The organism is Streptomyces bicolor, assembly GCF_000719285.1.
GTDB classification, from domain to species: Bacteria; Actinomycetota; Actinomycetes; order Streptomycetales; family Streptomycetaceae; genus Streptomyces; species Streptomyces bicolor.
In genome coordinates, this window is the sequence record NZ_JOFS01000009.1 from 311,186 (window position 1) to 332,819 (window position 21,634).

General features: G+C 68.8%; 23 protein-coding genes. 15 read left to right on the forward strand and 8 right to left on the reverse strand.

The window, feature by feature from the left end; translation table 11 throughout:
* Positions 1-105: 105 nt before the first annotated feature.
* From IF78_RS0114495 to IF78_RS0114520, 6 genes are read left to right on the forward strand one after another with little or no spacing between them, the layout of a single operon-like run.
* On the forward strand, positions 106-1,956 hold the full coding sequence (locus IF78_RS0114495; protein ID WP_031476993.1) for an SCO2524 family protein: 1,851 nt from the start codon (positions 106-108) through the stop codon (positions 1,954-1,956).
* Positions 1,957-1,959: 3 nt separating this feature from the next.
* Positions 1,960-2,877, forward strand: a complete 918-nt coding sequence (locus tag IF78_RS0114500; RefSeq protein WP_031476995.1) for an SCO2523 family variant P-loop protein — start codon at positions 1,960-1,962, stop codon at positions 2,875-2,877.
* Positions 2,874-3,857, forward strand: a complete 984-nt coding sequence (locus tag IF78_RS0114505) for an SCO2522 family protein (protein WP_031476997.1) — start codon at positions 2,874-2,876, stop codon at positions 3,855-3,857. The genes IF78_RS0114500 and IF78_RS0114505 overlap by 4 nt, the downstream gene beginning before the upstream one ends.
* 1 nt (position 3,858) lies before the next feature.
* Positions 3,859-4,875, forward strand: coding sequence for an SCO2521 family protein (locus IF78_RS0114510; RefSeq protein WP_051827825.1), 1,017 nt, complete (start codon positions 3,859-3,861; stop codon positions 4,873-4,875).
* Between the two features lie 59 nt (positions 4,876-4,934).
* Entirely contained in the window at positions 4,935-5,816 is an 882-nt protein-coding gene (locus tag IF78_RS0114515) for a DUF6879 family protein (RefSeq protein ID WP_234439707.1), read from the forward strand.
* A gap of 3 nt (positions 5,817-5,819) precedes the next feature.
* Entirely contained in the window at positions 5,820-6,794 is a 975-nt protein-coding gene (locus IF78_RS0114520) for a hypothetical protein (RefSeq protein WP_051827829.1), read from the forward strand.
* Here the strand turns inward: IF78_RS0114520 and IF78_RS0114525 are convergent.
* Positions 6,780-6,983 (reverse strand): DUF397 domain-containing protein, encoded by a 204-nt coding sequence (locus tag IF78_RS0114525; RefSeq protein WP_031477005.1) that lies wholly within the window; start codon positions 6,981-6,983, stop codon positions 6,780-6,782. The two genes, IF78_RS0114520 and IF78_RS0114525, sit on opposite strands and share 15 nt — an antisense overlap.
* Complete coding sequence (locus IF78_RS0114530) at positions 6,965-7,798, reverse strand: helix-turn-helix domain-containing protein (RefSeq protein ID WP_031477007.1); 834 nt, start codon at positions 7,796-7,798, stop codon at positions 6,965-6,967. Before IF78_RS0114530 ends, IF78_RS0114525 begins: the two co-directional genes overlap by 19 nt.
* A 319-nt stretch (positions 7,799-8,117) precedes the next feature.
* Between IF78_RS0114530 and IF78_RS0114535 the strand changes: the two genes are divergently transcribed.
* The 6 genes from IF78_RS0114535 to IF78_RS0114560 all read left to right on the forward strand — a co-directional run bounded on the left by IF78_RS0114535 (position 8,118) and on the right by IF78_RS0114560 (position 11,585).
* Positions 8,118-8,333 carry a hypothetical protein gene (locus IF78_RS0114535; protein ID WP_031477009.1) on the forward strand — a complete coding sequence of 72 codons (216 nt, stop codon included), beginning with the start codon at positions 8,118-8,120 and terminating at the stop codon, positions 8,331-8,333.
* Between the two features lie 30 nt (positions 8,334-8,363).
* Complete coding sequence (locus IF78_RS0114540; RefSeq protein WP_051827831.1) at positions 8,364-8,984, forward strand: DUF1266 domain-containing protein; 621 nt, start codon at positions 8,364-8,366, stop codon at positions 8,982-8,984.
* An 88-nt stretch (positions 8,985-9,072) separates the two neighbouring features.
* Positions 9,073-9,819, forward strand: a complete 747-nt coding sequence (gene recO, locus IF78_RS0114545; RefSeq protein ID WP_031477013.1) for a DNA repair protein RecO — start codon at positions 9,073-9,075, stop codon at positions 9,817-9,819.
* Between the two features lie 24 nt (positions 9,820-9,843).
* Positions 9,844-10,680: an isoprenyl transferase gene (locus tag IF78_RS0114550; protein ID WP_031477015.1), complete on the forward strand. Its 837-nt coding sequence runs from the start codon at positions 9,844-9,846 to the stop codon at positions 10,678-10,680.
* Positions 10,681-10,683: 3 nt separating this feature from the next.
* Positions 10,684-11,226: a YcxB family protein gene (locus IF78_RS0114555; RefSeq protein ID WP_234439708.1), complete on the forward strand. Its 543-nt coding sequence runs from the start codon at positions 10,684-10,686 to the stop codon at positions 11,224-11,226.
* Positions 11,223-11,585, forward strand: coding sequence for a hypothetical protein (locus tag IF78_RS0114560; protein ID WP_031477018.1), 363 nt, complete (start codon positions 11,223-11,225; stop codon positions 11,583-11,585). The genes IF78_RS0114555 and IF78_RS0114560 overlap by 4 nt, the downstream gene beginning before the upstream one ends.
* A gap of 3 nt (positions 11,586-11,588) precedes the next feature.
* On the opposite strand, the gene IF78_RS0114565 is transcribed toward IF78_RS0114560, so the two are convergent.
* From IF78_RS0114565 to IF78_RS0114580, 4 genes are all read right to left on the reverse strand, one after another.
* Positions 11,589-12,011: a Fur family transcriptional regulator gene (locus IF78_RS0114565; protein ID WP_031477019.1), complete on the reverse strand. Its 423-nt coding sequence runs from the start codon at positions 12,009-12,011 to the stop codon at positions 11,589-11,591.
* 90 nt (positions 12,012-12,101) lie between these two features.
* A complete protein-coding gene (locus tag IF78_RS0114570; protein ID WP_031477021.1) occupies positions 12,102-13,004 on the reverse strand; it encodes a metal ABC transporter permease in 903 nt (300 codons plus the stop codon).
* A complete protein-coding gene (locus IF78_RS0114575) occupies positions 13,004-13,771 on the reverse strand; it encodes a metal ABC transporter ATP-binding protein (RefSeq protein WP_234439709.1) in 768 nt (255 codons plus the stop codon). Before IF78_RS0114575 ends, IF78_RS0114570 begins: the two co-directional genes overlap by 1 nt.
* Before the next feature lie 20 nt (positions 13,772-13,791).
* Positions 13,792-14,769 carry a metal ABC transporter solute-binding protein, Zn/Mn family gene (locus IF78_RS0114580; protein ID WP_031477025.1) on the reverse strand — a complete coding sequence of 326 codons (978 nt, stop codon included), beginning with the start codon at positions 14,767-14,769 and terminating at the stop codon, positions 13,792-13,794.
* 162 nt (positions 14,770-14,931) lie between these two features.
* On the opposite strand from IF78_RS0114580, the gene IF78_RS0114585 reads away from it, so the two are divergent.
* The gene (locus IF78_RS0114585; protein WP_031477027.1) at positions 14,932-16,314 is read left to right on the forward strand and encodes a glycine--tRNA ligase; all 1,383 of its coding nucleotides are present in this window, start codon (positions 14,932-14,934) and stop codon (positions 16,312-16,314) included.
* On the opposite strand, the gene IF78_RS0114590 is transcribed toward IF78_RS0114585, so the two are convergent.
* Positions 16,311-18,278, reverse strand: coding sequence for a serine/threonine-protein kinase (locus tag IF78_RS0114590; RefSeq protein ID WP_031477029.1), 1,968 nt, complete (start codon positions 18,276-18,278; stop codon positions 16,311-16,313). The genes IF78_RS0114585 and IF78_RS0114590 overlap by 4 nt on opposite strands.
* Positions 18,279-18,598: 320 nt before the next feature.
* Here IF78_RS0114590 and IF78_RS0114595 point away from each other — a divergent pair, with 320 nt between their 5' ends.
* Entirely contained in the window at positions 18,599-19,531 is a 933-nt protein-coding gene (locus IF78_RS0114595; RefSeq protein WP_031477031.1) for a DUF4394 domain-containing protein, read from the forward strand.
* A gap of 154 nt (positions 19,532-19,685) precedes the next feature.
* Positions 19,686-20,291, forward strand: coding sequence for a LysE family translocator (locus IF78_RS0114600; protein WP_031477033.1), 606 nt, complete (start codon positions 19,686-19,688; stop codon positions 20,289-20,291).
* A 177-nt stretch (positions 20,292-20,468) separates the two neighbouring features.
* On the opposite strand, the gene IF78_RS0114605 is transcribed toward IF78_RS0114600, so the two are convergent.
* The gene (locus IF78_RS0114605; protein WP_031477035.1) at positions 20,469-21,515 is read right to left on the reverse strand and encodes a chitinase; all 1,047 of its coding nucleotides are present in this window, start codon (positions 21,513-21,515) and stop codon (positions 20,469-20,471) included.
* Positions 21,516-21,634: the final 119 nt, after the last annotated feature.

Here is a 21,634-nt window from a genome sequence, read left to right on the forward strand (position 1 = left end):
CGGTCCACCGACGAAGGAATCGTAAGAACCGTCATGGTGAATCTTCACAACAGAACAGCGTTATTCCTCAGGTAATGGCAGTGCGGCCTGTGTGAGGGGCATGGGATGCAGATCAAGCCACGCCAGCATCTGCTGGACATCTGGCAGGCGGTCGCCCGCCACTCTTTCGACGGGGGAGAGTGGGAATGGGGCGACTGGGGCAAGGAAAGCAGTGTCGCGGACGCGGAGCGGTTGCTCTGCCTCCTGTACCCCGCCACCGAGATCCCCGCGTTCCGGCTGGACGACCCCGACACCACCCAGGAGGACGTCCAGCAGGCCCTGAAGCGGGCCGGCGGACGCCTGGAGGTCCCGGCCAACCTCGTCACGGCCACCGCCGAGTTCATGCGGACCCACACCGGTGAGGACAAGAGGCCCACCTTCGCCGGGGGGTACTACTTCGGCTCCGCCGACAAGAACAAACCGCTCACCGAGGAACAGCGCCGGGTCGGCGTCGTCGACTCGTTCTCCATGTCGGTCACCCTGTGCCTGGCCACGCTCGGCTTCCTCAAGATCTACGAGACCAGGACCCGGCGCAGCGACATCAAGGAGACGATCGCCGAGCTGCGCATCGCCACCAACAACCGGCTCACCGCCGCCATGGTGAGCCTGCTGCGCTCCTTCACCGTCAACGTCTTCGACACCGACTCCTCGCAGGGCGAAACACTCTGCGAACTCCTCGGCCAGGGACGGATGTCGCAGCGCCAGGTGCTCAACAAGTTCCAGAGCCGCTTCCGTTCACTGCGCGCGGCGATCAACGAGAGCGTGTTCCTCGGTATCGACGTGCAGGAAGGCCTCAAGGACGAGAACCAGCTCTTCGAGTGCGGCTGGGCCTGGTCCATGGTGCGCGGCGCCCCCGAGGTCGAGACCAGCGAAGCCATCGGGCCCCAGCCCGAGGGTGTCGCCAACGCGGTGCCGTACCTGTACTTCACGGTGGTCGCCCTCGACGGTATCCAGGACCTGTTCTCCGACCGCACCCTCACCCTCGGCCTGCTCAACCCCGAACAGCAGAAGCTCGCCGAGGCGCTCCGGCTGCGGTGGGAGCTGACCCAGCAGTACTGGTCCCGCATCGCCCGCTTCGACGACGAGCGCTGGCCCCTGGAGGACCTGCCCTGGCGTACGACGGGCCAGAAGCTGGAGTCCGAGTACTTCTCCCTCTCCGTCGCCGCCATCCTCGTGCACGACCTGATGCGGCGCCGGGCCACCGACGACGACCTGACCCGCACCGTCGCCGTCATGGAACGCCTCGCCGAACGCGGCCGCGTCACCAGCCGGATGGTCCGCGACGACCCGATGGTGCAGCAACTGCACAACAAGGGCGTCTCCCTGCCGTTGCAGGGCAGCGAGCGGCTCGGCCCGCCCATGACCTGGTCCATGACCGACTTCTCGGCGCAGCTGCTGAAACGAACCGTCCAGCTGTGCACGCTGTCGCGCAACCTCTCCTCGCACGACCGGCTGCTCAGACTCGCCGAGGACATCTTCGACCACATGTGGCTGCGCCGGATCCGGGACGGCGAGGGCGTCGGCCTGTGGGACAACATCCACGCCGCCTATCCCGAGGCGGAGATCCACAAGCGGCGCGTACCGGTGTCGTGGAGCATCACCGAGCGGGTCACCGAGGTGATGGTCCAGGCCCACCAGATGTACCAGCAGCCACCGATCCGCAGCCTCGAACTCACGGAGCTGGCAAGGGCGTTGCTCAGTGAGTCGGCCCACCTGCTGGGCAACGAACAGATGGAGCCCGCGCCCAAGGACGACGGCCGGCACGGGATGCAGCTCCGGAACATCGAGGTCAAGTTGCGCCGCGCCCGCAGCCTCGTGGACGAACAGCCGGGTACGGCCTACGCGTTGGCACTCGAGGTGCTGGGACAGCTCGACGCGCTCGCCCGGGCCCGCGAAGCCGCGGACCGGGGAGTGTGAACCGTGCTGATCTTCGCCGCCTCCGACAAGGGAGGCACGGGCCGCTCCGTGACCAGCGCCAACCTCGCCTACCACCGCGCGCTGGCCGGGGACGACGTCTGCTATCTCGACTTCGACTTCGGCTCGCCCACCGCGGCGGCCGTCTTCGACGTGGGCGACGCCCGCCAGGACACCGAGGACCGCGGCCTGCACGCCTACCTCATAGGGGAGGTGAGCGAACCGGCCCGGATCGACGTCTGGTCCGAGACCGAGCACCAGGTGCTGCGCTTCCCGCCGCCCGGCTGCGGCCGGCTGGTGCTGATGCCCGGCGATGTCAGCGGCGGCGAGTTCGCCACCGGCGAGGAGAACCTGCGCCGCTGCGTCGACCTGCTCATGACCCTCTACTACGAGTTCGACCTGGTCGTCGTCGACCTCAGCGCCGGCCGCTCCTACGCCGTCGACATGGTCCTGGAGGCCACCGCGCAGCCCGAGATGAGCGAGGTCACGGCCCGCTGGCTGGTGTTCCACCGGTGGACCCGCCAGCATGTGGGGGCCGCCGCGAGCCTGGTCTTCGGCAAGCGCGGCATCGTCGCGGGCGGCGTCGACCGCGGCCATGACGAGGAGGCGCTGCGCAACTCGATCCGCTTCGTGCGGGCCGCCGTACCCGACCCCGAATCCCCGCTGTGGTCCCAGGTCTCGCCCACCCAGTCGGCGTGGATGCGCAAGACCGACGGCGACCTCAAGCAGCTCGCCTCCAACCACGGCATCGGCTACAGCCAGGTCCTCGGCTCCGTACCCCTCGAACCGGTGCTGCAGTGGCGTGAGCAGCTCATCACCGACGAGGACGTGCTGGACAGCCAGATCGCCAACGAGGCGACCTGGCAGGCGCTGAACCAGCTCGCCGGGCGCCTGACCGACGACAAGTACTGGGAGCCGGCGTGACCGAGGCCGTGTTCCAGGAGACCACCGCGGAACCGCGCACCCAGGCCGTGCCGCTCGCCCATCTCTCCCTGGAGCTGGGCCACCTCTACATGGAGGACTTCGAGGCGGGCCCCAAGCGCCTCGGCGAGCACTTCGCCGAGGTGCGGATCTGGGTGGACGCGGTCCGCGCCTCCGCGGCCCGCCGCAGCAAGCGGCCCCGCATCAGCACCTGTTTCCTCATCGACGACTACTTCACCCGCTTCTCCACCCCGGCCGAACTGATCCCGATGGTGCTGAAGGAGGCCGAGAAGGCGGGGCTGGTCATCGACTACCTTGCCCGCGAGTCGGCCTGCGCGGTCGCCGACCGCGTCGAACTCGCGGAGTCGGTCATGCACCGCCTCGTCGAGTCACCGCCGCCCGGCAGCTACGGCTCCCGCCCGCCCGTCAGCCGGACCGGCTGGCTCGCCAACGGCCAGCGCACGCCCACGATGCCCGCCCCTGCGCTCGGCGGCCGGGCCAAGGGCTGGGAGCCACCGCAGGAGACCGCGGCCCGCAACCACTCGATCTTCATGGACGTGGAGCTGTGGTCCGAGAAGGACGGCCGGCGGCTGTGGTCCTGCCCGTTCCTGGCCGCCGTATGGCAACTGGCCAGGCTCGGTCTCTTACGGCACCTCGGTCAGCCCGTGCTGATGCCGCGGGAGTGGCAGGGCGGGGACTTCCCGCCCGACTGGGACCGGCTCGACCCCCTGGTCAAGCTCACCGACACCAAGGCGCCGTTCAGCGCGTACCGCACCTGCACCCTCATGCCGAACCGCTTCCTCGCCGTAGAGGACGCCGTACGGCTCGTCCTCGACCAGATAGACGTCGACGCGGGGGCGCTGCAACAGGTCGCCGAGCGGTCAGCGGCCGAGGGGATGCCGGTGCCGGCGGCGGTCGCGCAGCGCGCCACCTACGTCTTCTACGAGGAGCCCGGCGGCTCCTCCGAGGCCGGGGAGACCTGAGATGACGGCGGCCCCCGGACAACCGGCGCGTTCGGTCCTCGCCTGTGGCGAGGTGCGCACCTGTCTGCTCCCGTCCTTCCAGGCGCTGGACGGCAGGGCCGCCGCCCAGTTGCTCAGGCTGCGCGCCGACGTCCATGTCCGGGTCTCCGAGCGGCCCACCACGTACGTCCTCTCCCCGGAGATCCTGACCGGCGTGGACTGCCGGCTGCCCACCTCCAACGGCAGCAAGGTCCGGGCCGTCGGCACGGTGGCCGCCCGCGCGGCGCTGACCGAGGGCCGGCTGCTGCAGTCGACCGCGTATTTCAGCCTCCCGGCCGCCGGGCCCGACCTGCGCCGCCCCTGGGGCCAGTACCTGGTCCGCCCCGGCCTGGTCGAACCCTTCGGCAAGCTGCCCCAACAGGCCACCGCCGAAGGTGTGTTGCGCGGAGCGGGACGCGGTGAACTCGACCTCGGGATGATCGCCGAAGGACTCCTGTCCCAGCTCCGCCGCCACGCCCTCCTCGACCGCGGGAAGCCGTTCAAGTCCAGTCCCACAAAGCTGCGTTGGGTGGCGCGACGCACTCCCGAGGGCGAGCGGGCGTCCCTGGTGAACTTCACGGTCGCCGAGGGCGGACTGCGGACCATGGAGCTACGGCTGCCCGAGCACATCCCGGCAGCATCTGCGGCGGGCATTTGCGAGGATCTCGCCCTGCACGACTGGCTTTTGACGAGTGTTCAGCACATGCTGGACAACAGCCGTCTCGGCGCGGCGGACGGGCCTTCGGTCGTGAAGGCGCTTCATCCGATCGTGGTTCACCTGCTGCATCTGTGGATGCCACGGGCACATGTGGACCCCGCGCTGGGCCACCTGTGGGACGTACTGGAAGAGAAACCGGGGTTCTCCCGACAGTGGGAGAACCTCAGTCGGCGCATCAGGGATCGACTGGCCCTCCAGGCCGTAGCGATGCCGCAGCAGGCGCGCTCAGCGCAAGCTGAGGGGCGGAACCCGAACCACATACAGACGGGGGACAAGACATGAGTGGAGCGCCATTAGGAGCGGGGGGCAACGGGGCACCCGTGCCGCGTCAGGAGCCGCGTATGCCCAAGATGTTCTGGCGGATCGTGATCACCGCGTCGGCGGCGGGCGGGGCCTTCCTGCTGACCAGCATCCTGGACCAGGACGACGGGAACATCTGGCAGTGGGTGGCGTCCATCGTCATCGGCAGCGCGGCACTGATCGTCCAGTTCCTCATCGACTTCGGCGAGCGGTTCGAGAAGGTCGACCGGCGCTTCAACGAGATCCTCGCCGCGACGACGCTGTTCAGCCAGGTGGACGGTTCGGTGCTGCGCTCCGACGAGGTGACCCGGCTGGTCCTCGGATACACCAAGGTCCGCGAACGGGGCGGCGACATCGTGCAGGCCTTCGCGGAGAAGGAGCTGGGCCGCCTCGCCAAGACGATGGAAGGTCTCGGCAGCGGCAGCGCGGACTGCCCCGGTGAGAACAACGAGTGGCTGATCGACATCACCGACTGCGTCAAGATGACCCTCGACGCCACCAGCACCTCGGTGGACCGGGCGTTCTGGACCAGCGGGTCCGCCGAGCGGTACCTCGCCGCGCAGGAGAAGGCGATCAAGAGGCGGGGCGTGGAGATCCGGCGCCTGTTCGTCGTACGGGACGAGAACGAGGTCACGCCGGAGCTCAGAGCACTCTGCGAGAGGCAGCGCAGGCGGGGCATCGACGCGCGCATAGCGGTGCGATCGCTGATGGAGTCGAACCCCAGGGTCGACGACTTCATCGTCTTCGACGGCGAACTCTGCTACGAGACCAAGCCGGACCAGGAGTCCAACCCGGACGGAACCTGGCTGAGCGCCGAGCCGGACCATATCGAGGACCGCGTCACCCAGTTCGCCAAGCTGTGGGCGGAGTCGGAACGCCAGGCGGGCCCCGAGCCACAGCCGACGGTCACTTCGGGAACGTGAGGCATGGACGGCGAGCCGGGAACCCGCGTTCCGGCGACGGGCGGGTTGCGCATACCGCCGGTCGTGCTGAAGATCCTGGTCACGGTGGCCGTGGGGACGGTGACCTATGTGATCAGCAACCTGATCGACCCCTCCCAGCAGGACCTGTGGCAACTCGCCCTGGCCGTCGTCATCGGCGGTGCGGCGCTGATCGTCCAGTACCTGGTCGACTTCGAGCAGCGCCTGGCGGGGGTGGAGATCGGCCGGCGAGAGCACGAGCGTGAGCTCACCGAGCTGGTGGACCGGGGCTTTCAGCGGGTCGGCGAGGTGACCGAGCTGTTCAGCGGGCTGGAGCAGTCGGGGATGAACGCCGAGGATGTGGCGCGGCTGGCCCGGAGCGCTGCCCAAGTGGGATCACAGGGCAGAGGCTTCACCCAGAGGTTCGCTCAGGCCGAGATCACGCGGCTGGCCAAGACGATGACCGAACTGGCCTCGGGGACCGCCTACTGGGAGGGGGAGAACAACGACACGCTCATCGCCCTCACCAAGTGCGCCCGCCGAAGCATCGACGCCACCAGCACCTTCGTCGACCTGGCCTTCTGGGAGACGGCGACCGCGCAGCACTACCTGGGCGTGCAGCGCGACGTGATACGGGAGCACGGCGTGAAGGTCAGGCGCTTGTTCATCGTTCAGAGCTTCGCGGACCGGCAAGCCAACCACAAGCTGAAGGAAATCCTCAGGGACCAGCAAAGCAACGGCATCGAGGCCGGTGTGCTGGCCCTGTCCGAGCTGCCACGCGACATCAGGAGGGTGGGTCCAACGCCCGAATTCATCATCTATGACGGAGAGCTGTGCTTCGAGATGACCACTGATGTGGAGCAGCTCTACCCCAACGCCAAGCTGGATGACCGGGAAGAGATCCTCACTCGCCGCATGGAACGATTCGACCTTCTCTGGAGCGCCCGTCTGGAGGAACCCCCGGGACTAGCCGAAGGCTGAGACGCGGCTGACGAACTCCGTCCAGGCGGGGGCACCGATCAGCAGGACGGGGCTGTCCGAGGCGAGTTTGGTGTCCCGGACGGGGACGACGCCGGGGACTCCGTCGGCTACCTCGACGCAGTTGCCGCCCTCGCCGTTGCTGTAACTGCTCTTGAACCAGCTGGCGTTGCTCAGGTCGTACTCGCGCATCGTCTGTAGTCCTCAGCCGTTGATTCGATCAGGGCCAGGGATGCCGACGGCGACAGCGCGGCGCCCCTGAGCAGATCGTATGCGCGCTGTGCCCGCTTCACCACAGCCGGATCGTCCAACAACGTTCCCGAAAACGACGTCTCTGTATAGGCGATCGGCGGGGCGTCCTCGAACTCCATGAGCCGAAGGTCCCCGGTCATCGATGCGTGTGCTCCCGTCACGTACGGGATCACCATCACCCACACCGTGCGCTCGCGCATCAGTCGCGCGATGCGCTCCAACTGCTCGGCCATCGCCGTAGGGCCGCCCACCGGGACGCGCAGCAAGCTCTCGTGCAGGATCGCCCAATACTCCGGCCTTGTAGCGTCCTTGAGGATGCCAGCCCGTTCCAGGCGGGCCGTAACCTTCTCCTCGACGTACTCGTCGGTGACGAACGGGTTGGCCGCGAGAGTGACCGCCTCGGCGTATGCCGCCGTCTGCAACAGACCCGGCACCACCGTGGGCGCGAACTCGCAGATCTTCGTCGCCAGCCGCTCCAGCTCCACGACCGCCGCGAAGTAATCCGCGTACCGCTTGTCGTTGATGAGCTGCCGCCACGTCCGCTCGAAAAAACCGTCGGTTTGCAGCACCTCGTCAATCCGCTGGGCGACATCCAATTGCGGCTTTCGAATCGCCTGTTCGAACTGGCCGATATACCCACCGGATACGAAGACCAGCGCCCCCAGTTCCACTTGGGTCATCCCGGCGTTCTCCCGGCGCCGCTTCAGCTCACTCCCGAAGAACTCCCAAGCCGCCAACCGTGAACCATTGGCCATAGTCCAACCCCCTTCCGCTGCCCGGCACTTGTAGAGCACAGACTCCTGCCGAGTGTAGGCGCCGCAGGTCACGATGGAGATGGAAAGAGTGAAACCCAAATAGGAGGGGAGTTCACGTGACGGCACGACACTCGGCGCGCTGCGTCGAAGAAGCGGAGGAAGCAGTGAAGGAATTGCGGGCGGTGCTGGAGAAGGCAGGAATTACGCTCCCGACACTCCGGTTGGACCCGGCGAGTCTTGCGCGTGAAGCCCCTTGCCCGCTCGTGGAATTGGGCCGGTGTTCCGTCGAGACGGCGCAACGGCTCGCGGCGGTGCTGCGATGAAGCCGCCGATCGGATCGTACGTCGTCGACACCCGTGCGGGTCGGATCGGCGTCGTGATGGGGCATGAGGGGCCGTATGTCCAACTGAGACCGTACGGCGGCGGCAAAGAGTGGGACGCCGAGCCGGGGGTCGTACGCAACGCCACGCCCGCCGAGCGGCTGCGCGCGGCGACGGCGTACGCCAACGCACGCAGCCGGGGTGAGATTCCTTGACGTAGCGACGGGCGCATAGGGTGCGGCGGCATGGGCCTGTGGAGATGGAGGAGGAGAGGGGCGAAGGCGTCCCGCCGCTACCCCGTGCCGCTCACCATGCACCAGCTGTGGATGGTGTCGCTGAGCGCGCCGGTGAGCCGGGACCGGGGCGCCTCGCGCACCACGCTGTACCCGTTCGCGCGGATCGACGAGGAAGGGGCCCGGCGCTGGTTGGCCGAGCAGTGGGAGATCACCTCGCGTGAGCAGCTGATCGGCCGGCTCGACGGCCTGTCCCGCAGTGGGTACCGGGCGCGGGCGTACCGGCTCACCGGCGTCGCGCCGCTCGCCTGGGACGCCGCCCTGTACGTCGACATCGCCCGCCGTGGCTTCGCCTGCGGGCTGATCGACGAGTCCGACGCCTGGACCGCGCTGAAGAACATCGTGCCGGCGGTGGCGGGGACGTACGGATCGTGGAGCGAGTACGCCGATCACTACCTGCTGGGCCGGAAGGTGTGGCGGGAGGGGCTGCGGGGCACGGCGGACTCCGGCTTCCCGGCCGCTCAGGAGGTCGCGGACGCACATCTGCGGGCTCTCCTGGACCCGGCGAACCCCGCCAGCCCCTGGAACATGGCCCCCTGGGACGCCATAAGCCATCCCGACCGCACCCGCTGACTCCGCCCGTACGCGAGAATGAACCCATGAGTCTGTTCCGCGACTACGGCATCGTGCCGCGCACCCAGAAGCCCCGCGGGGGTGCGCGATGAGCCTCTTCCGGGACGACGGCATCGTGCTGCGGACCCAGAAGCTGGGTGAGGCGGACCGGATCATCACCTTGCTCACTCGCGGGCACGGGCGGGTGCGGGCCGTGGCCCGTGGTGTGCGGCGTACGAAGTCCAAGTTCGGTGCGCGGCTCGAACCCTTCTCCCATGTCGACGTGCAGTTCTTCGCGCGGGGGAGCGAGCTGATCGGGCGGGGGCTGCCGCTGTGCACGCAGAGCGAGACCATCGCGCCGTACGGGGGTGGGATCGTGACGGACTACGCGCGGTACACCGCCGGTACGGCCATGCTGGAGACCGCCGAGCGGTTCACCGACCACGAGGGCGAGCCGGCGGTCCAGCAGTACCTGCTCCTCGTCGGCGCCCTGCGCACGCTCTCCCGCGGCGAGCACGAGCCGCATCTCGTTCTCGACGCGTTCCTGCTCCGCTCGCTCGCCGTCAACGGCTACGCCCCCAGCTTCAGCGACTGTGCGAAGTGCGGCATGCCCGGACCGAACCGCTTCTTCTCGGTCGCCTCCGGGGGCTCGGTCTGTGTCGACTGCCGGGTGCCCGGTAGCGTCGTACCGTCGCCGCAGACCCTGGAACTGCTGGGTGCGCTGCTTACGGGAGACTGGGAGACCGCGGACTCCTGCGAGCCGCGGTACGTGCGGGAGGGCAGCGGATTGGTGTCCGCCTACCTGCACTGGCATCTGGAACGCGGGCTGCGTTCGCTTCGTTACGTAGAGAAGTAAGCCGTAAGAGGAGACGAGAAGCACATGGTCGTAAGCGGGATCCTGGGGCGCCGCCGACGCGAGTACAAGGCGCCGGAACCGCACCCGTCCGGTGCCCGCCCGCCCAAGATCCCCGGCGAGCTGGTCCCGAAGCACGTGGCGATCGTCATGGACGGGAACGGCCGCTGGGCGAAGGAGCGGGGGCTGCCGCGCACCGAGGGGCACAAGGTCGGTGCCGAGCGGGTGCTGGACGTGCTGCAGGGCGCGGTCGAGATGGGCGTGGGGGCGATCTCGCTGTACGCCTTCTCCACCGAGAACTGGAAGCGGTCGCCGGACGAGGTGCGCTTCCTGATGAACTTCAACCGCGACTTCATCCGCAAGACCCGCGACCAGCTCGACGAGCTGGGGATCCGGGTGCGCTGGGTCGGCCGGATGCCGAAGCTGTGGAAGTCGGTCGCCAAGGAACTCCAGGTCGCGCAGGAGCAGACCAAGGACAATGACCGGCTGACCCTGTACTTCTGCATGAACTACGGCGGACGGGCCGAGATCGCGGACGCCGCACAGGCCCTCGCCGAGGATGTGAGGGCGGGGCGGCTGGACCCGTCGAAGGTGAACGAGAAGACCTTCGCGAAGTACCTCTACTACCCGGACATGCCGGACGTGGACCTCTTCCTGCGCCCGAGCGGCGAGCAGCGCACCTCCAACTACCTTCTCTGGCAGAGCGCCTACGCCGAGATGGTCTTCCAGGACGTGCTGTGGCCGGACTTCGACCGGCGTGACCTGTGGCGCGCGTGCGTGGAGTTCGCGTCGCGGGACCGGCGGTTCGGCGGGGCGATCCCCAACGAGGAACTGCTGGCCATGGAGGGCCGTCAGGAGGACTGAGCGGTGCCGGTACGATCCCGCCTCATGGTCATGGACATGGGGCGGGACGCCGTACAAGGGGCCGTCGAGCTGGTCTATTCGCCGATGCGTGCGGACCTGATCGCAGGCGTTCGGGTGCGGGAGCGCCGCCGGCACCTCCACCTGGTCAGGTGGGGGTTCACGGCGTTGTTCGGGTGGGGCGTGGTGCTGGTGGCGACGGCACGGGACAGCTCTGTAGTGTCGTTCGTGACCGCGGTGTTCTGCGCCGCCCTGACCTGGTCGATCCCGCACCTCCAGGCCCACCACGCCTGGCGCACGATTTCCTGGCAGGGCGAGTACCGCACGTCCGTGGGCGAGATGGGGATCACGACCGAGACCGAGCATGTGACGCTCGTCCAGCGCTGGCCCGTGTTCCGCGGCTACCGGGAGACCCGCGACCACCTGGTGCTGCTCAGCCGGGACCCGAACATCCTGCTCGTGGAGGTCCTGCCCAAGCGCGGCCTGAGCGCCGGGGATGACCTGGACCGTCTGCGGGCCTTGCTCGACGACAACCTGCCCCGCGTATGACCGCCGCCCAGATCGCCCGTTGCTGTGCGGCGGGCGCGCTGTTCGTGTTCGCCGCGCTGGTCGTGCTGTTCGCCTTCGGCGGCACGGTCGAGATGGAGGCGTTCCCGGGGCTGCGGGAGAACATGGGCCCGGTGGTCGTCTGGATGTTGGTGTTCGCCCTGCTGCCGACCGCCGGGGCCGTGGCGCTGGCGGGGCGGCGGTCGCGGATCGGGTGGGTGGCGGCCGGCGCTCTGGCCGTCCTCGTGGCGCTGCGGTTGTGGACGCTGGCGCCGATGCTGCACTGCTGGTCGTACGACAGCGTGTGGCGGGACGAGGACGGCTCCTACCGCTGTGCGGACCGGGGCGACATGCTGCCCTGAGGGTCAGCTCGCGGCAGCCGCCCGCGCGCAGTCCGCGCACGTGCCGAAGATCTCCACCGTGTGAGCCACGTTCACATAGCCGTGCTCGGCGGCGATGGCGTCCGCCCACTTCTCCACCGCTGGGCCCTCGACCTCGACCGCCTTGCCACAGACGCGGCAGACGAGGTGGTGGTGGTGTTCGCCGGTCGAGCAGCGGCGGTACACCGACTCGCCGTCGGAGGTGCGCAGCACATCGACCTCGCCGGCGTCGGCGAGCGACTGGAGGGTGCGGTAGACCGTGGTCAGACCGACCGAGTCGCCCTTGTGCTTGAGCATGTCGTGGAGTTCCTGCGCGCTGCGGAACTCGTCGACCTCGTCGAGGGCCGCCGCCACGGCTGCCCGCTGCCGGGTCGCGCGGCCCTTCACGGGCGGTCCAGCGGTCGTCACCGGTTCCTCCTCTGACGGCGCGCCCTACGGCTCAGGCGCGCCTCACGTCTGCACTTGCCGGGCCATTGTGCCAGCCCGGACTGTCAGCGGTCAGACGCCGACCTTCCCGCCGGACTCCCTGCTGGCCGGAATCGCGCACTCCGCCGGGTCGCCGGCGGGGTGCGCCGCCGCCAGCGCGCGGGCCCTGCGGCGGGCCAGCGGGGCCGCCAGCGCCGTCAGCACGATGAACGCGCCGATGGTCAGCAGCACGATGGTCGCGCCGGGCGGGACGTCCTGGTAGTACGAGGTCACGGTACCGCCGATGGTCACCGTGACGCCGATGGCGACGGCGATCGCGAACGTCGCCGCGAAGCTCCGGCTCAACTGCTGGGCCGCCGCCACCGGGACCACCATCAGCGCGCTGACCAGCAGCAGCCCGACCACCCGCATCGCGACGGTCACCGTCACCGCCGCCGTGATCGCCGTCAGCAGGTTCAGGGCGCGCACAGGAAGGCCCGTGACCCTCGCGAACTCCTCGTCCTGGCTCACCGCGAAGAGCTGGCGGCGCAGACCGAGGGTGACCGACACCACGAAGGCGGCGAGCAGAACGATCGCGGTCACGTCCGACTCGCTCACCGTCGACAGCGAACCGAACAGGTACGACGTCAGGTTCGCGTTGGAGCCGGTCGGCGCGAGGTTGATGAACATCACGCCGCCGGCCATACCGCCGTAGAAGAGCATCGCGAGGGCGATGTCACCGCGGGTGCGGCCGTACCAGCGGATCAGCTCCATCAGGACCGCGCCGAGGACCGACACCAGCGTCGCCATCCACACCGGGGACCAGGACAACAGGAAGCCGAGGCCTACGCCCGTCATCGCGACATGACCGATTCCGTCGCCCATCAGCGCCTGGCGGCGCTGGACGAGGTAGATGCCGACCGCCGGGGCCGTGATGCCGACCAGTACCGCGGCCAGCAGCGCCCGCTGCATGAAGTCGTAGTTGAGGAAGTCCATCAGCTCAGCAGTCCCGTCCGGATCGGTTCGGCGTCGTGAGCCGCGTGCGGGTGTACGTGGTCGTGGCCCGGCAGCGCGTGCTGGCCTACGGCCTTCGGGGGCGGGCCGTCGTGCAGGACGCAGCCGTCGCGCAGGACGACCGCCCGGTCGATCAGGGGCTCCAGGGGGCCGAGTTCGTGCAGGACGAGGAGGACCGTCGCACCGGCCGCGACCTGCTCCCTGAGCGTCCGCGCGAGCACCTCCTGGCTCGCCAGGTCCACGCCCGCCATCGGCTCGTCCATGATCAGCAGTTCGGGGCCGGAGGCCAGGGCGCGGGCGATGAGCACCCGCTGGTGCTGGCCGCCGGAGAGGGCGTTGACGGAGTCCTTCGCCCGGTCCGCCATGCCGACGAGCTCCAGGGCCTGTCGTACGGCCGCGTGGTCGGCCTTGCGGAAGACGCCGAAGCGGGTGCGGGACAGGCGGCCGGACGAGACGATCTCCGTCACCGTGGCCGGCACGCCGCCCGCGGCCGTCGTGCGCTGTGGGACGTACCCCACCCGCGCCCAGTCGCGGAACCGCGCCCGCGGGGTGCCGAACAGCTCGATCTCGCCGGCGCTGACCGGCACCTGGCCGATGACGCTGCGCACGGCCGTCGACTTGCCGGAGCCGTTGGCGCCGAGCAGCGCGACGACCTCACCGCGGTTCACGGTGAGGTCGATGCCGCGCAGGACGGGGCGCGAGCCCAACTCGGCGCGTACGCCGCGCAGCGATATGACGGGCTCGGTCATGCCGTCCTCCATGGGGTTGGTCACTTGGCTCCCAGAGCCGTCCGAAGGGCCGTGAGGTTGGCCTCCATGACCCCGAAGTAGTCGTCGCCCTTGGACTTGTCGGTGATGCCCTCGAGCGGGTCGAGGACGTCCGTCTTCAGGCCCGCGTCGTCGGCGAGGGTCTTCGCGGTCTTGTCGGACACCAGTGTCTCGTAGAAGACGGTGGTGACGCCGTCGGCCTTGGCCTCCTCCTGGAGCTCCTTGATCCGGGCCGGGCTGGGCTCGCTCTCCGGGTCGAGACCGGAGATGGCCTCCTGGGTCAGGCCGTAGCGCTCGGCGAGGTAGCCGAAGGCGGCGTGGTTGGTGAAGAAGACCTTGGTCTTGGTGTTCTTCAGCCCGTCCTCGAACCGCATGTTGAGGTCGTCGAGCTTCTTGACCAGCGCGTCGGTGTTCTTCTTGTAGTCGGCGGCGTGGTCCGGGTCGGCCTTCTCGAAGGCCGCGCCGACACCCTTGGCGATCTCGGCGTACTTCACGGGGTCGAGCCAGACGTGCGGGTCGAGGGCGTGCTCCTCCTCCTCGGAGTGGGTCTCCTCGGCGTGCGCCTCCTCGCCCTCGTGCTCGTGGCTGTCCTCCAGGCTGCCGTGGTCCTCCAGCTTGGTGAGCGTGGCGGCGTCGATCTTCGTCTTGGCGCCGGACTGGGACACGGCCTCGTCGACGGCCGGCTGAAGACCCTTGAGGTAGAGCGCCGCGTCGGACTCCTCGATCTGCGCCCGCTGCTGCGCGCTGACCTCCAGGTCGTGCGGCTCCTGGCCCGGTTCGGTCAGGCTGGAGACCTTGACGTGGTCGCCGCCGATCTGCTCGGCGAGGAACTGCATCGGGTAGAACGACGCGACGACGTCGAACTTGTCCGAGTTGCCGGCGGCGGAGCTGTCCGAGGAGCAGGCGGAGAGGGTGCCCAAACCGAGAGCGGTGACGGCCGCGATGGCAATCCCGGATATGTGATGTCGTCGTACGTTCATGACAGTCATTTTCAGCCGTAGTGGAAACCATTGTCAACAAGCGTGAGTGGCCGCCCACGGAGTGCTACCGATTTGGTTGAGGGGGATCCCCCGCCGGTACCCTGAAGCATTCGCTGTGAAGCGCCTCGCTTCGTCGCCCGTCGTCGTAATGAAGAGAGCACCGTGGCCGCCGACAAGATCGACACCATCGTCAGCCTGAGCAAGCGCCGTGGCTTCGTATTCCCCTGCAGTGAGATCTACGGCGGCCAGCGCGCCGCCTGGGACTACGGGCCGCTGGGTGTCGAGCTCAAGGAGAACCTGAAGCGCCAGTGGTGGCGCTACATGGTGACGTCGCGCGAGGACGTGGTCGGTATCGACTCGTCCGTGATCCTGGCCCCCGAGGTCTGGGTCGCCTCCGGCCACGTCGCCACCTTCACGGACCCGCTCACCGAGTGCACCTCCTGTCACAAGCGGTTCCGCGCGGACCACCTGGAGGAGGCGTACGAGGCCAAGAAGGGCCACCTCCCGGAGAACGGCCTCGCCGACATCAACTGCCCGAACTGCGGCAACAAGGGCCAGTTCACCGAGCCCAAGCAGTTCTCGGGTCTGCTCTCCACCCACCTGGGCCCGACGCAGGACAGCGGCTCCATCGCTTACCTCCGCCCCGAGACCGCCCAGGGCATCTTCACCAACTTCGCCCAGGTGCAGACCACTTCGCGCCGCAAGCCGCCGTTCGGCATCGCGCAGATGGGCAAGTCCTTCCGCAACGAGATCACGCCCGGCAACTTCATCTTCCGCACCCGCGAGTTCGAGCAGATGGAGATGGAGTTCTTCGTCAAGCCGGGCGAGGACGAGAAGTGGCAGGAGTACTGGATGGAGCAGCGCTGGAACTGGTACACCGGTCTCGGCCTGCGCGAGGAGAACATGCGGTGGTACGAGCACCCGAAGGAGAAGCTCTCCCACTACTCCAAGCGCACCGCTGACATCGAGTACCGCTTCCAGTTCGGCGGCAACGAGTGGGGCGAGCTGGAGGGCGTCGCCAACCGCACCGACTACGACCTCGGCGCGCACTCCAAGGCCTCCGGCCAGGACCTGTCCTACTTCGACCAGGAGGCCGGCGAGCGCTGGACTCCGTACGTCATCGAGCCGGCGGCCGGTGTCGGCCGCGCCATGCTGGCGTTCCTGCTGGACGCCTACGTCGAGGACGAGGCGCCGAACGCCAAGGGCAAGATGGAGAAGCGGACGGTGCTGCGCCTCGACCACCGTCTGGCCCCGGTGAAGGTGGCGGTGCTCCCGCTGTCCCGGAACCCCGAGCTGTCCCCGAAGGCCAAGGGCCTCGCGCAGGCGCTCCGCCAGAACTGGAACATCGACTTCGATGACGCGGGGGCGATCGGTCGCCGTTACCGCCGCCAGGACGAGATCGGTACGCCGTTCTGTGTGACCGTGGACTTCGACACGCTGGACGACAACGCGGTCACGGTTCGTGAGCGGGACTCGATGAAGCAGGAGCGGGTTTCGCTGGACCAGATCGAGGGGTACCTGGCTGGGCGGCTGATCGGCGCCTAGTCAAGGGCTTGTGAGCTGAGGCTGACGGGGGATGTGACGTCGTCTCCCGTCAGCTTCTGGCCGTCGGGGCGGTAGAGGGTGCACATCACGTAGCGGAAGCCGGTCTTCCAATCTTCGCTGCTCGTCCAGCCTTGCATTTCCGCGCCATCCGGCAGGCTCACTGACTGGTATTTGTTCTGGCACAGTTTGGGCGCTTGCTCGAAGCCTTCCGTCTCATCCAGGCCAGCAGGCGCCTTTACGAAGCCAACGACCTGCTCGTGGTGCGCGGTGTTGCAGCTGGCGAGAAAGATGCTGAAGTAATCGCCGGCGTCCTTCCTGTTGAAGCAGTCCCCGATCGAGGCGTTGGTCAGGAAGAACTCCTCACCGAGGTCGCGGAAGGTGCCGACCGGGCCGTATAGGCCAATGGACTTGTTGAAGAGTAGGCATGCCGTACTGTGCACGCCGATCCTCCACCCCTCCTCGTTCGGCACGAGCGCGTACGACTGGGCGTCTGCCATGCGGCGCACTGTCTTGCCCAGGAGGCTCTTGCATCGGGCGGCCCCGTTCTCCCTCGCATCTTCGAGAGACACGGCAACGTCCGTCCTGATCACTTGCCCGTCTACGGACCCGCTCTGTTTGATGCAGTCGACGACCCCGACGGAATTGGGCTCGCCCTTCAAGCTCCCCTGACCCCAGACGGCGGAGACGCAGTCCCCGGGCCGCAGTTCCTTGGTCAAGTCGACGTTCTTCCCGTAGGGCTTTACCTGCCCAGTCGGGGTGAACCTCTCCGCAGCCGGCTCCTCGTCCGACCCGCCGATCATCGAGGCGCCCGCCCACAAGCCGCCTCCCACTAGCAGCGCCGCTACGGCAACGAGGGCGATGAGTATGCTCCGGGAGGGTCTGCGGGGCGACTGGGGCTTCGGTTGGCGGTCGCCCGGCGGTGCGCCGCCGGAGTCTCCCCCGCCCCGGGGCGGGACTATCACCGTCTCGTCGCCCGTGGGGGAGTCCTTCCCGGAGGAGTCCACCACGGTCTCCTCCCGCGGCGGCACGGGCGTCGGTATGCGCTCCGTTGCCGTCCCCTTCTTGGAGTCCTTCTCCTTCTTGGGCTCCTTCTCTGCCTCCGCGGCCGCAGCCAACAGTTCTGCGGCCTCCTCGCCCGTCATCCGCCGCTCCGGCTCCTTCGCCAGCAGCCCGGTCAGAACCGGCGTCAGCGCGCCCGCACGGTCCGGCACCGGTGGCTCCTCGAAGAGCAGCGCGGTCAGGGTGGAGGCCTCCGAGTCGCGGTCGAAGGGGCCGTTGCCGCTGAGGGCGAAGTAGAGCGTGGCGCCGAGTGCGAAGAGGTCGGCCGCGGCGGTCGGCGGTGCGCCTCGGGCGCGTTCGGGGGCCAGGAATCCGACGGTGCCGACGAGTGCGGACGTCGCGGTGAGGCGGGGTGCGCCGGAGTCGGGCTTCAGAGCGACGCCGTAGTCGGCCAGCAGGACCTGGCCGGGATCCCGGTGTAGCGGGGTGTCGTGATCGGGGCGCGTCAGCAGGATGTTGGCCGGTTTGATGTCGCGGTGGAGGATGCCGATCCGGTGGCCCGCCATGAGGGCGTCCAGTACGGCCAGACCGATCCGGGCGGTCTCGGCGGCGTCCAGAGGGCCCTGCTCACGGACGACCTCCCCGAGGGTCATGGCGCCGGGAACGAAGGCCATCACGATGTACGGCAGCCCGTTCTGCTCGACGACGTCGTGCACCGTGGCGACATGCGGATGCTCACGCAGCCGCGCGGCAAGGCGCGCCTCCTGCCGGGCCCGGGCGACGCGGCCGACGCGTTCCGACTCCGGCAGATCCTGCGCGAAGGTGATCTCCTTGACGGCGACCTCGCAGGCCAGATCGAGGTCGTAGGCGAGCCAGACCCGGCCCATGCCGCCGGCGCCGATCTGGTGCAGAAGCCGGTAGCGTCCCGCGATCACCCGTCCCGCGGTGTCGTCGAAGCTCGTCATCACAAGCCTCCGCGAAGACGCTCGGATGTGCGTGACCCCCGTGGCGACCGTGGCGACTGCCGATTCCGCCAGTCGGTCCCAAGCCCCTGCAAACGACCGTAGACCCATGCGACGAGGGGTGCAATTCGTGCCATTGGGGCTGGAGTTGGTTGTCGGATCAACCTCGAGCGGTCCGCCTGATTGCCCTGATTCCGTTACGGACGTAACCGTCGTAACAGAACCCACCTTTTCGCCATCCGCGGGGCGATCCGCTCCGAAGGAGAGGGCATGCGCGGCCCGCACCGGGCGGGTCGTGGCGAGGGACCTCTCACGGGGGCATCATGCGTAAGCAAGCAGTGGTCGGGGCGGCGGTCATGGCTCTGGCGGTCGGGTCGGTCGGATGCGTGGCGGCGAGTGACGGCGGGCAGCAGGGCGACGCGTCGTCGTCCTCCGCCTCGGGTATCGAGGCCAAGGGCGGTGCCGGCAGCGGCCTGCCGCAGGCGTCCGGTGACCGGCTCGTCGCCGTCGGGCTGACCGGCGACCAGCGGCTCGTCCGCTTCCGCGTCGACCGGCCCGGCGTCGTTCTCCCGCTCGGCACGGTGAGCGGTCTCAAGGGCGACAGCAGGCTCGTCGGCATCGACTACCGGGTGCAGAACAACAGGCTGTACGGCGTCGGCGACAAGGGCGGCGTCTACACGATCCGGGAGATCGGGGCCAAGGCCACCAAGGTCTCGCAGCTGAGCGTCGCCCTCCAGGGCAACGGTTTCGGCGTCGACTTCAACCCGGCCGCCAACCGGCTGCGCGTCATCAGCGACACCGGGCAGAACCTCCGCCACAACATCGACGACCCGGCGGGCGCCCCCGCCGCGGGCACGACGGCTGTCGACGGCACCCTCACCAACCCGCCGGTGCCGCCCGCGACCACGGGTGTGACGGCGGCGGGCGTGACGGGGGCGGCGTACACGAACAACGACCTCGACGCGACGACGGCCACGACCCTGTTCGACCTGGACACGGCCCAGGACCAGGTCTCCGTCCAGTCCCCGGCCAACGCGGGCAACCTGGCCCCGACCGGGAAGGCGGGCGTGGACGTACCGCGCGACTCGGGCTTCGACATCCACAGTTCGGCGAAGGCGGGCACCAACGCCGGGTATGCGGTCACAGGTTCACGTGCCTTCCGGGTCGACCTGCTGACGGGCAGGGCGGTTTCTACCGGTTCCTTCCCGCAGGGGCGGCAGGTGGTGGACCTGGCGATACCGCTGAAGCAGGGCTGAGGCCGGTGCGGGCCCCTGGCGGCTGTCGGCGCCGTGGGGCCCGTCCGCGCCGCGCGGGTGTTCTGTGCGGGCCTGGGGCCCAGCCGATTGGTCCAGCAGCCCCGCCACCGATTGGCCCTGTATCGCGGTGTGCGACGGCACCAGGGTGACGGGAATGAGCATCGCCTTCCTCGTCACCACCCTCATCGTGGTCGCCACCCCCGGCACCGGCGTCGTCTACACCCTGGCGGCAGGACTCTCCCGCGGTCGCCGTGCGAGCGTCGTCGCCGCCTTCGCCTGCACCCTCGGGATCGTGCCGCACATGGTGGCCACCGTCACCGGCGTGGCCGCACTGCTGCACGCGAGCGCCACCGCCTTCCAGGTCCTCAAGTACGCCGGTGTCGCCTATCTGCTGTACATGGCGTGGGCCATGCTCAAGGACAAGGACGCCATCGCGGTCGACGAGGGGGCCGCGCCGCTCTCCTCGGGGCGGGTGATCGTGCGGGGCGTGCTGATCAACATCCTCAATCCGAAGCTGACGATGTTCTTCTTCGCCTTTCTCCCGCAGTTCGTGAACCCGTCCGAGGCGAACGCCCTGCCGCGCATGCTGGCGCTCAGCGGCGTGTTCATGCTGGCGACGTTCCTGGTCTTCGCGGCGTACGGCGTCCTCGCGGCCTCCGTGCGCAGCCACGTCGTCTCCCGGCCCCGGGTGATGACATGGCTGCGGCGGACCTTCGCGGGGGCGTTCGTGGCGCTGGGGGCGAAGCTCGCGTGGACGTGATCGGTCAGTAGGTGAAGGCGTAGGAATGCCACGGCATCTTCCAGACGGTGCCCCTCCCGGGTGCAGGGGCCGCTGTGGTCTGAGTTCGAGTCGTTCACGGGCGTCAGGAACCATGGGCGTCCGGTCACTGTAGTGCCCAGTTCCGGGGGCGCCCCCGGACCGCCGATCACCCGGCGCTCAACGGCCCTGCAGGGCCTTCACGTTGTCGCCGAACGTCCAGTTCTTCGAGCCGTCCCAGTTGATCGACCAGGTCATCAGGCCCTTGAGCGCGGTGCCGTAGTGCCGCCAGGCCTGGGCGACGAGGGACGGCGACATGTGGCCGCCGCCCGCGCCCGGCTGGGCGGGCAGGCCCGGGACCTGCTTGTCGTACGGCACCTTGATGGTCGTGCCCTGGATGACCAGGCCCTTGTTGAGGCAGTCCGTCTGGGCGACGAAGCCTTCGACGGTGCCGGCGGAGTAGGAGTCGCCGGAGCAGCCGTACATGCTGCCGTTGTAGTACTGCATGTTCAGCCACCACAGGCGGCCGTTGTCGGCGTACTTCTTGATGATGGGCAGGTACGCGCCCCAGATCGAGCCGTAGACGACGCTGCCGCCGGTGACGTAGGCCGTCTCCGGGGCCATGGTGAGGCCGAAGTTGGACGGCATCCGGGCGAGGATCCCGTCGATGATGCGGATCAGGTTGGCCTGGGACGTGGACAGTTGGTTGATGTTGCCGCTGCCGACCAGGCCGGTCTCGATGTCTATGTCGATGCCGTCGAAGTTGTACTTCTGCAGGATCGGGACGATCGTCGCGATGAACCTGTCCGCCACGGCCGTCGAGTTGAGGTCGATGCCGGCCGTCGCGCCGCCGATCGAGAGCAGGATCGTCCGGCCGGCCGCCTTCGCCGCGCACATCTCGGCAGGGGTGGCGACCTTCACCCCGCTGTCCATGCCGTCCTCCCAGAGCGCGGTGCCGTCGGAGCGGATGACCGGGAACGCCGCGTTGATCACGTTGTAGCCGTGCGCGGCGATGCGGGAGTCGGTGATCGGGGTCCAGCCGAAGGGCGGGTGGACGCCGTTGGCGGCACCGTCCCAGTTCTCCCAGTAGCCCTGGAGGACCTTGCCGGCCGGCTTCGACTTGACCGCGCAGGTGTCGGCGGCGGAGGCGGTGGTGGCGACGGGGAGCTGGGTGAGGCAGGCGGTCGCCAGGGTGGCGGCGAGCAGGCGTAGGGCGCGGCGGAGCATACGGGCCTCCCGGTGGGGGTGCGGTGAGGTGTCGTAGACATGACAGCGTGCTCGTGGTCCAGACCTTTCGTCAATAGGTCTGGACCAGGCCGGGGGCGGGATGAGGCAAGTATGGAATG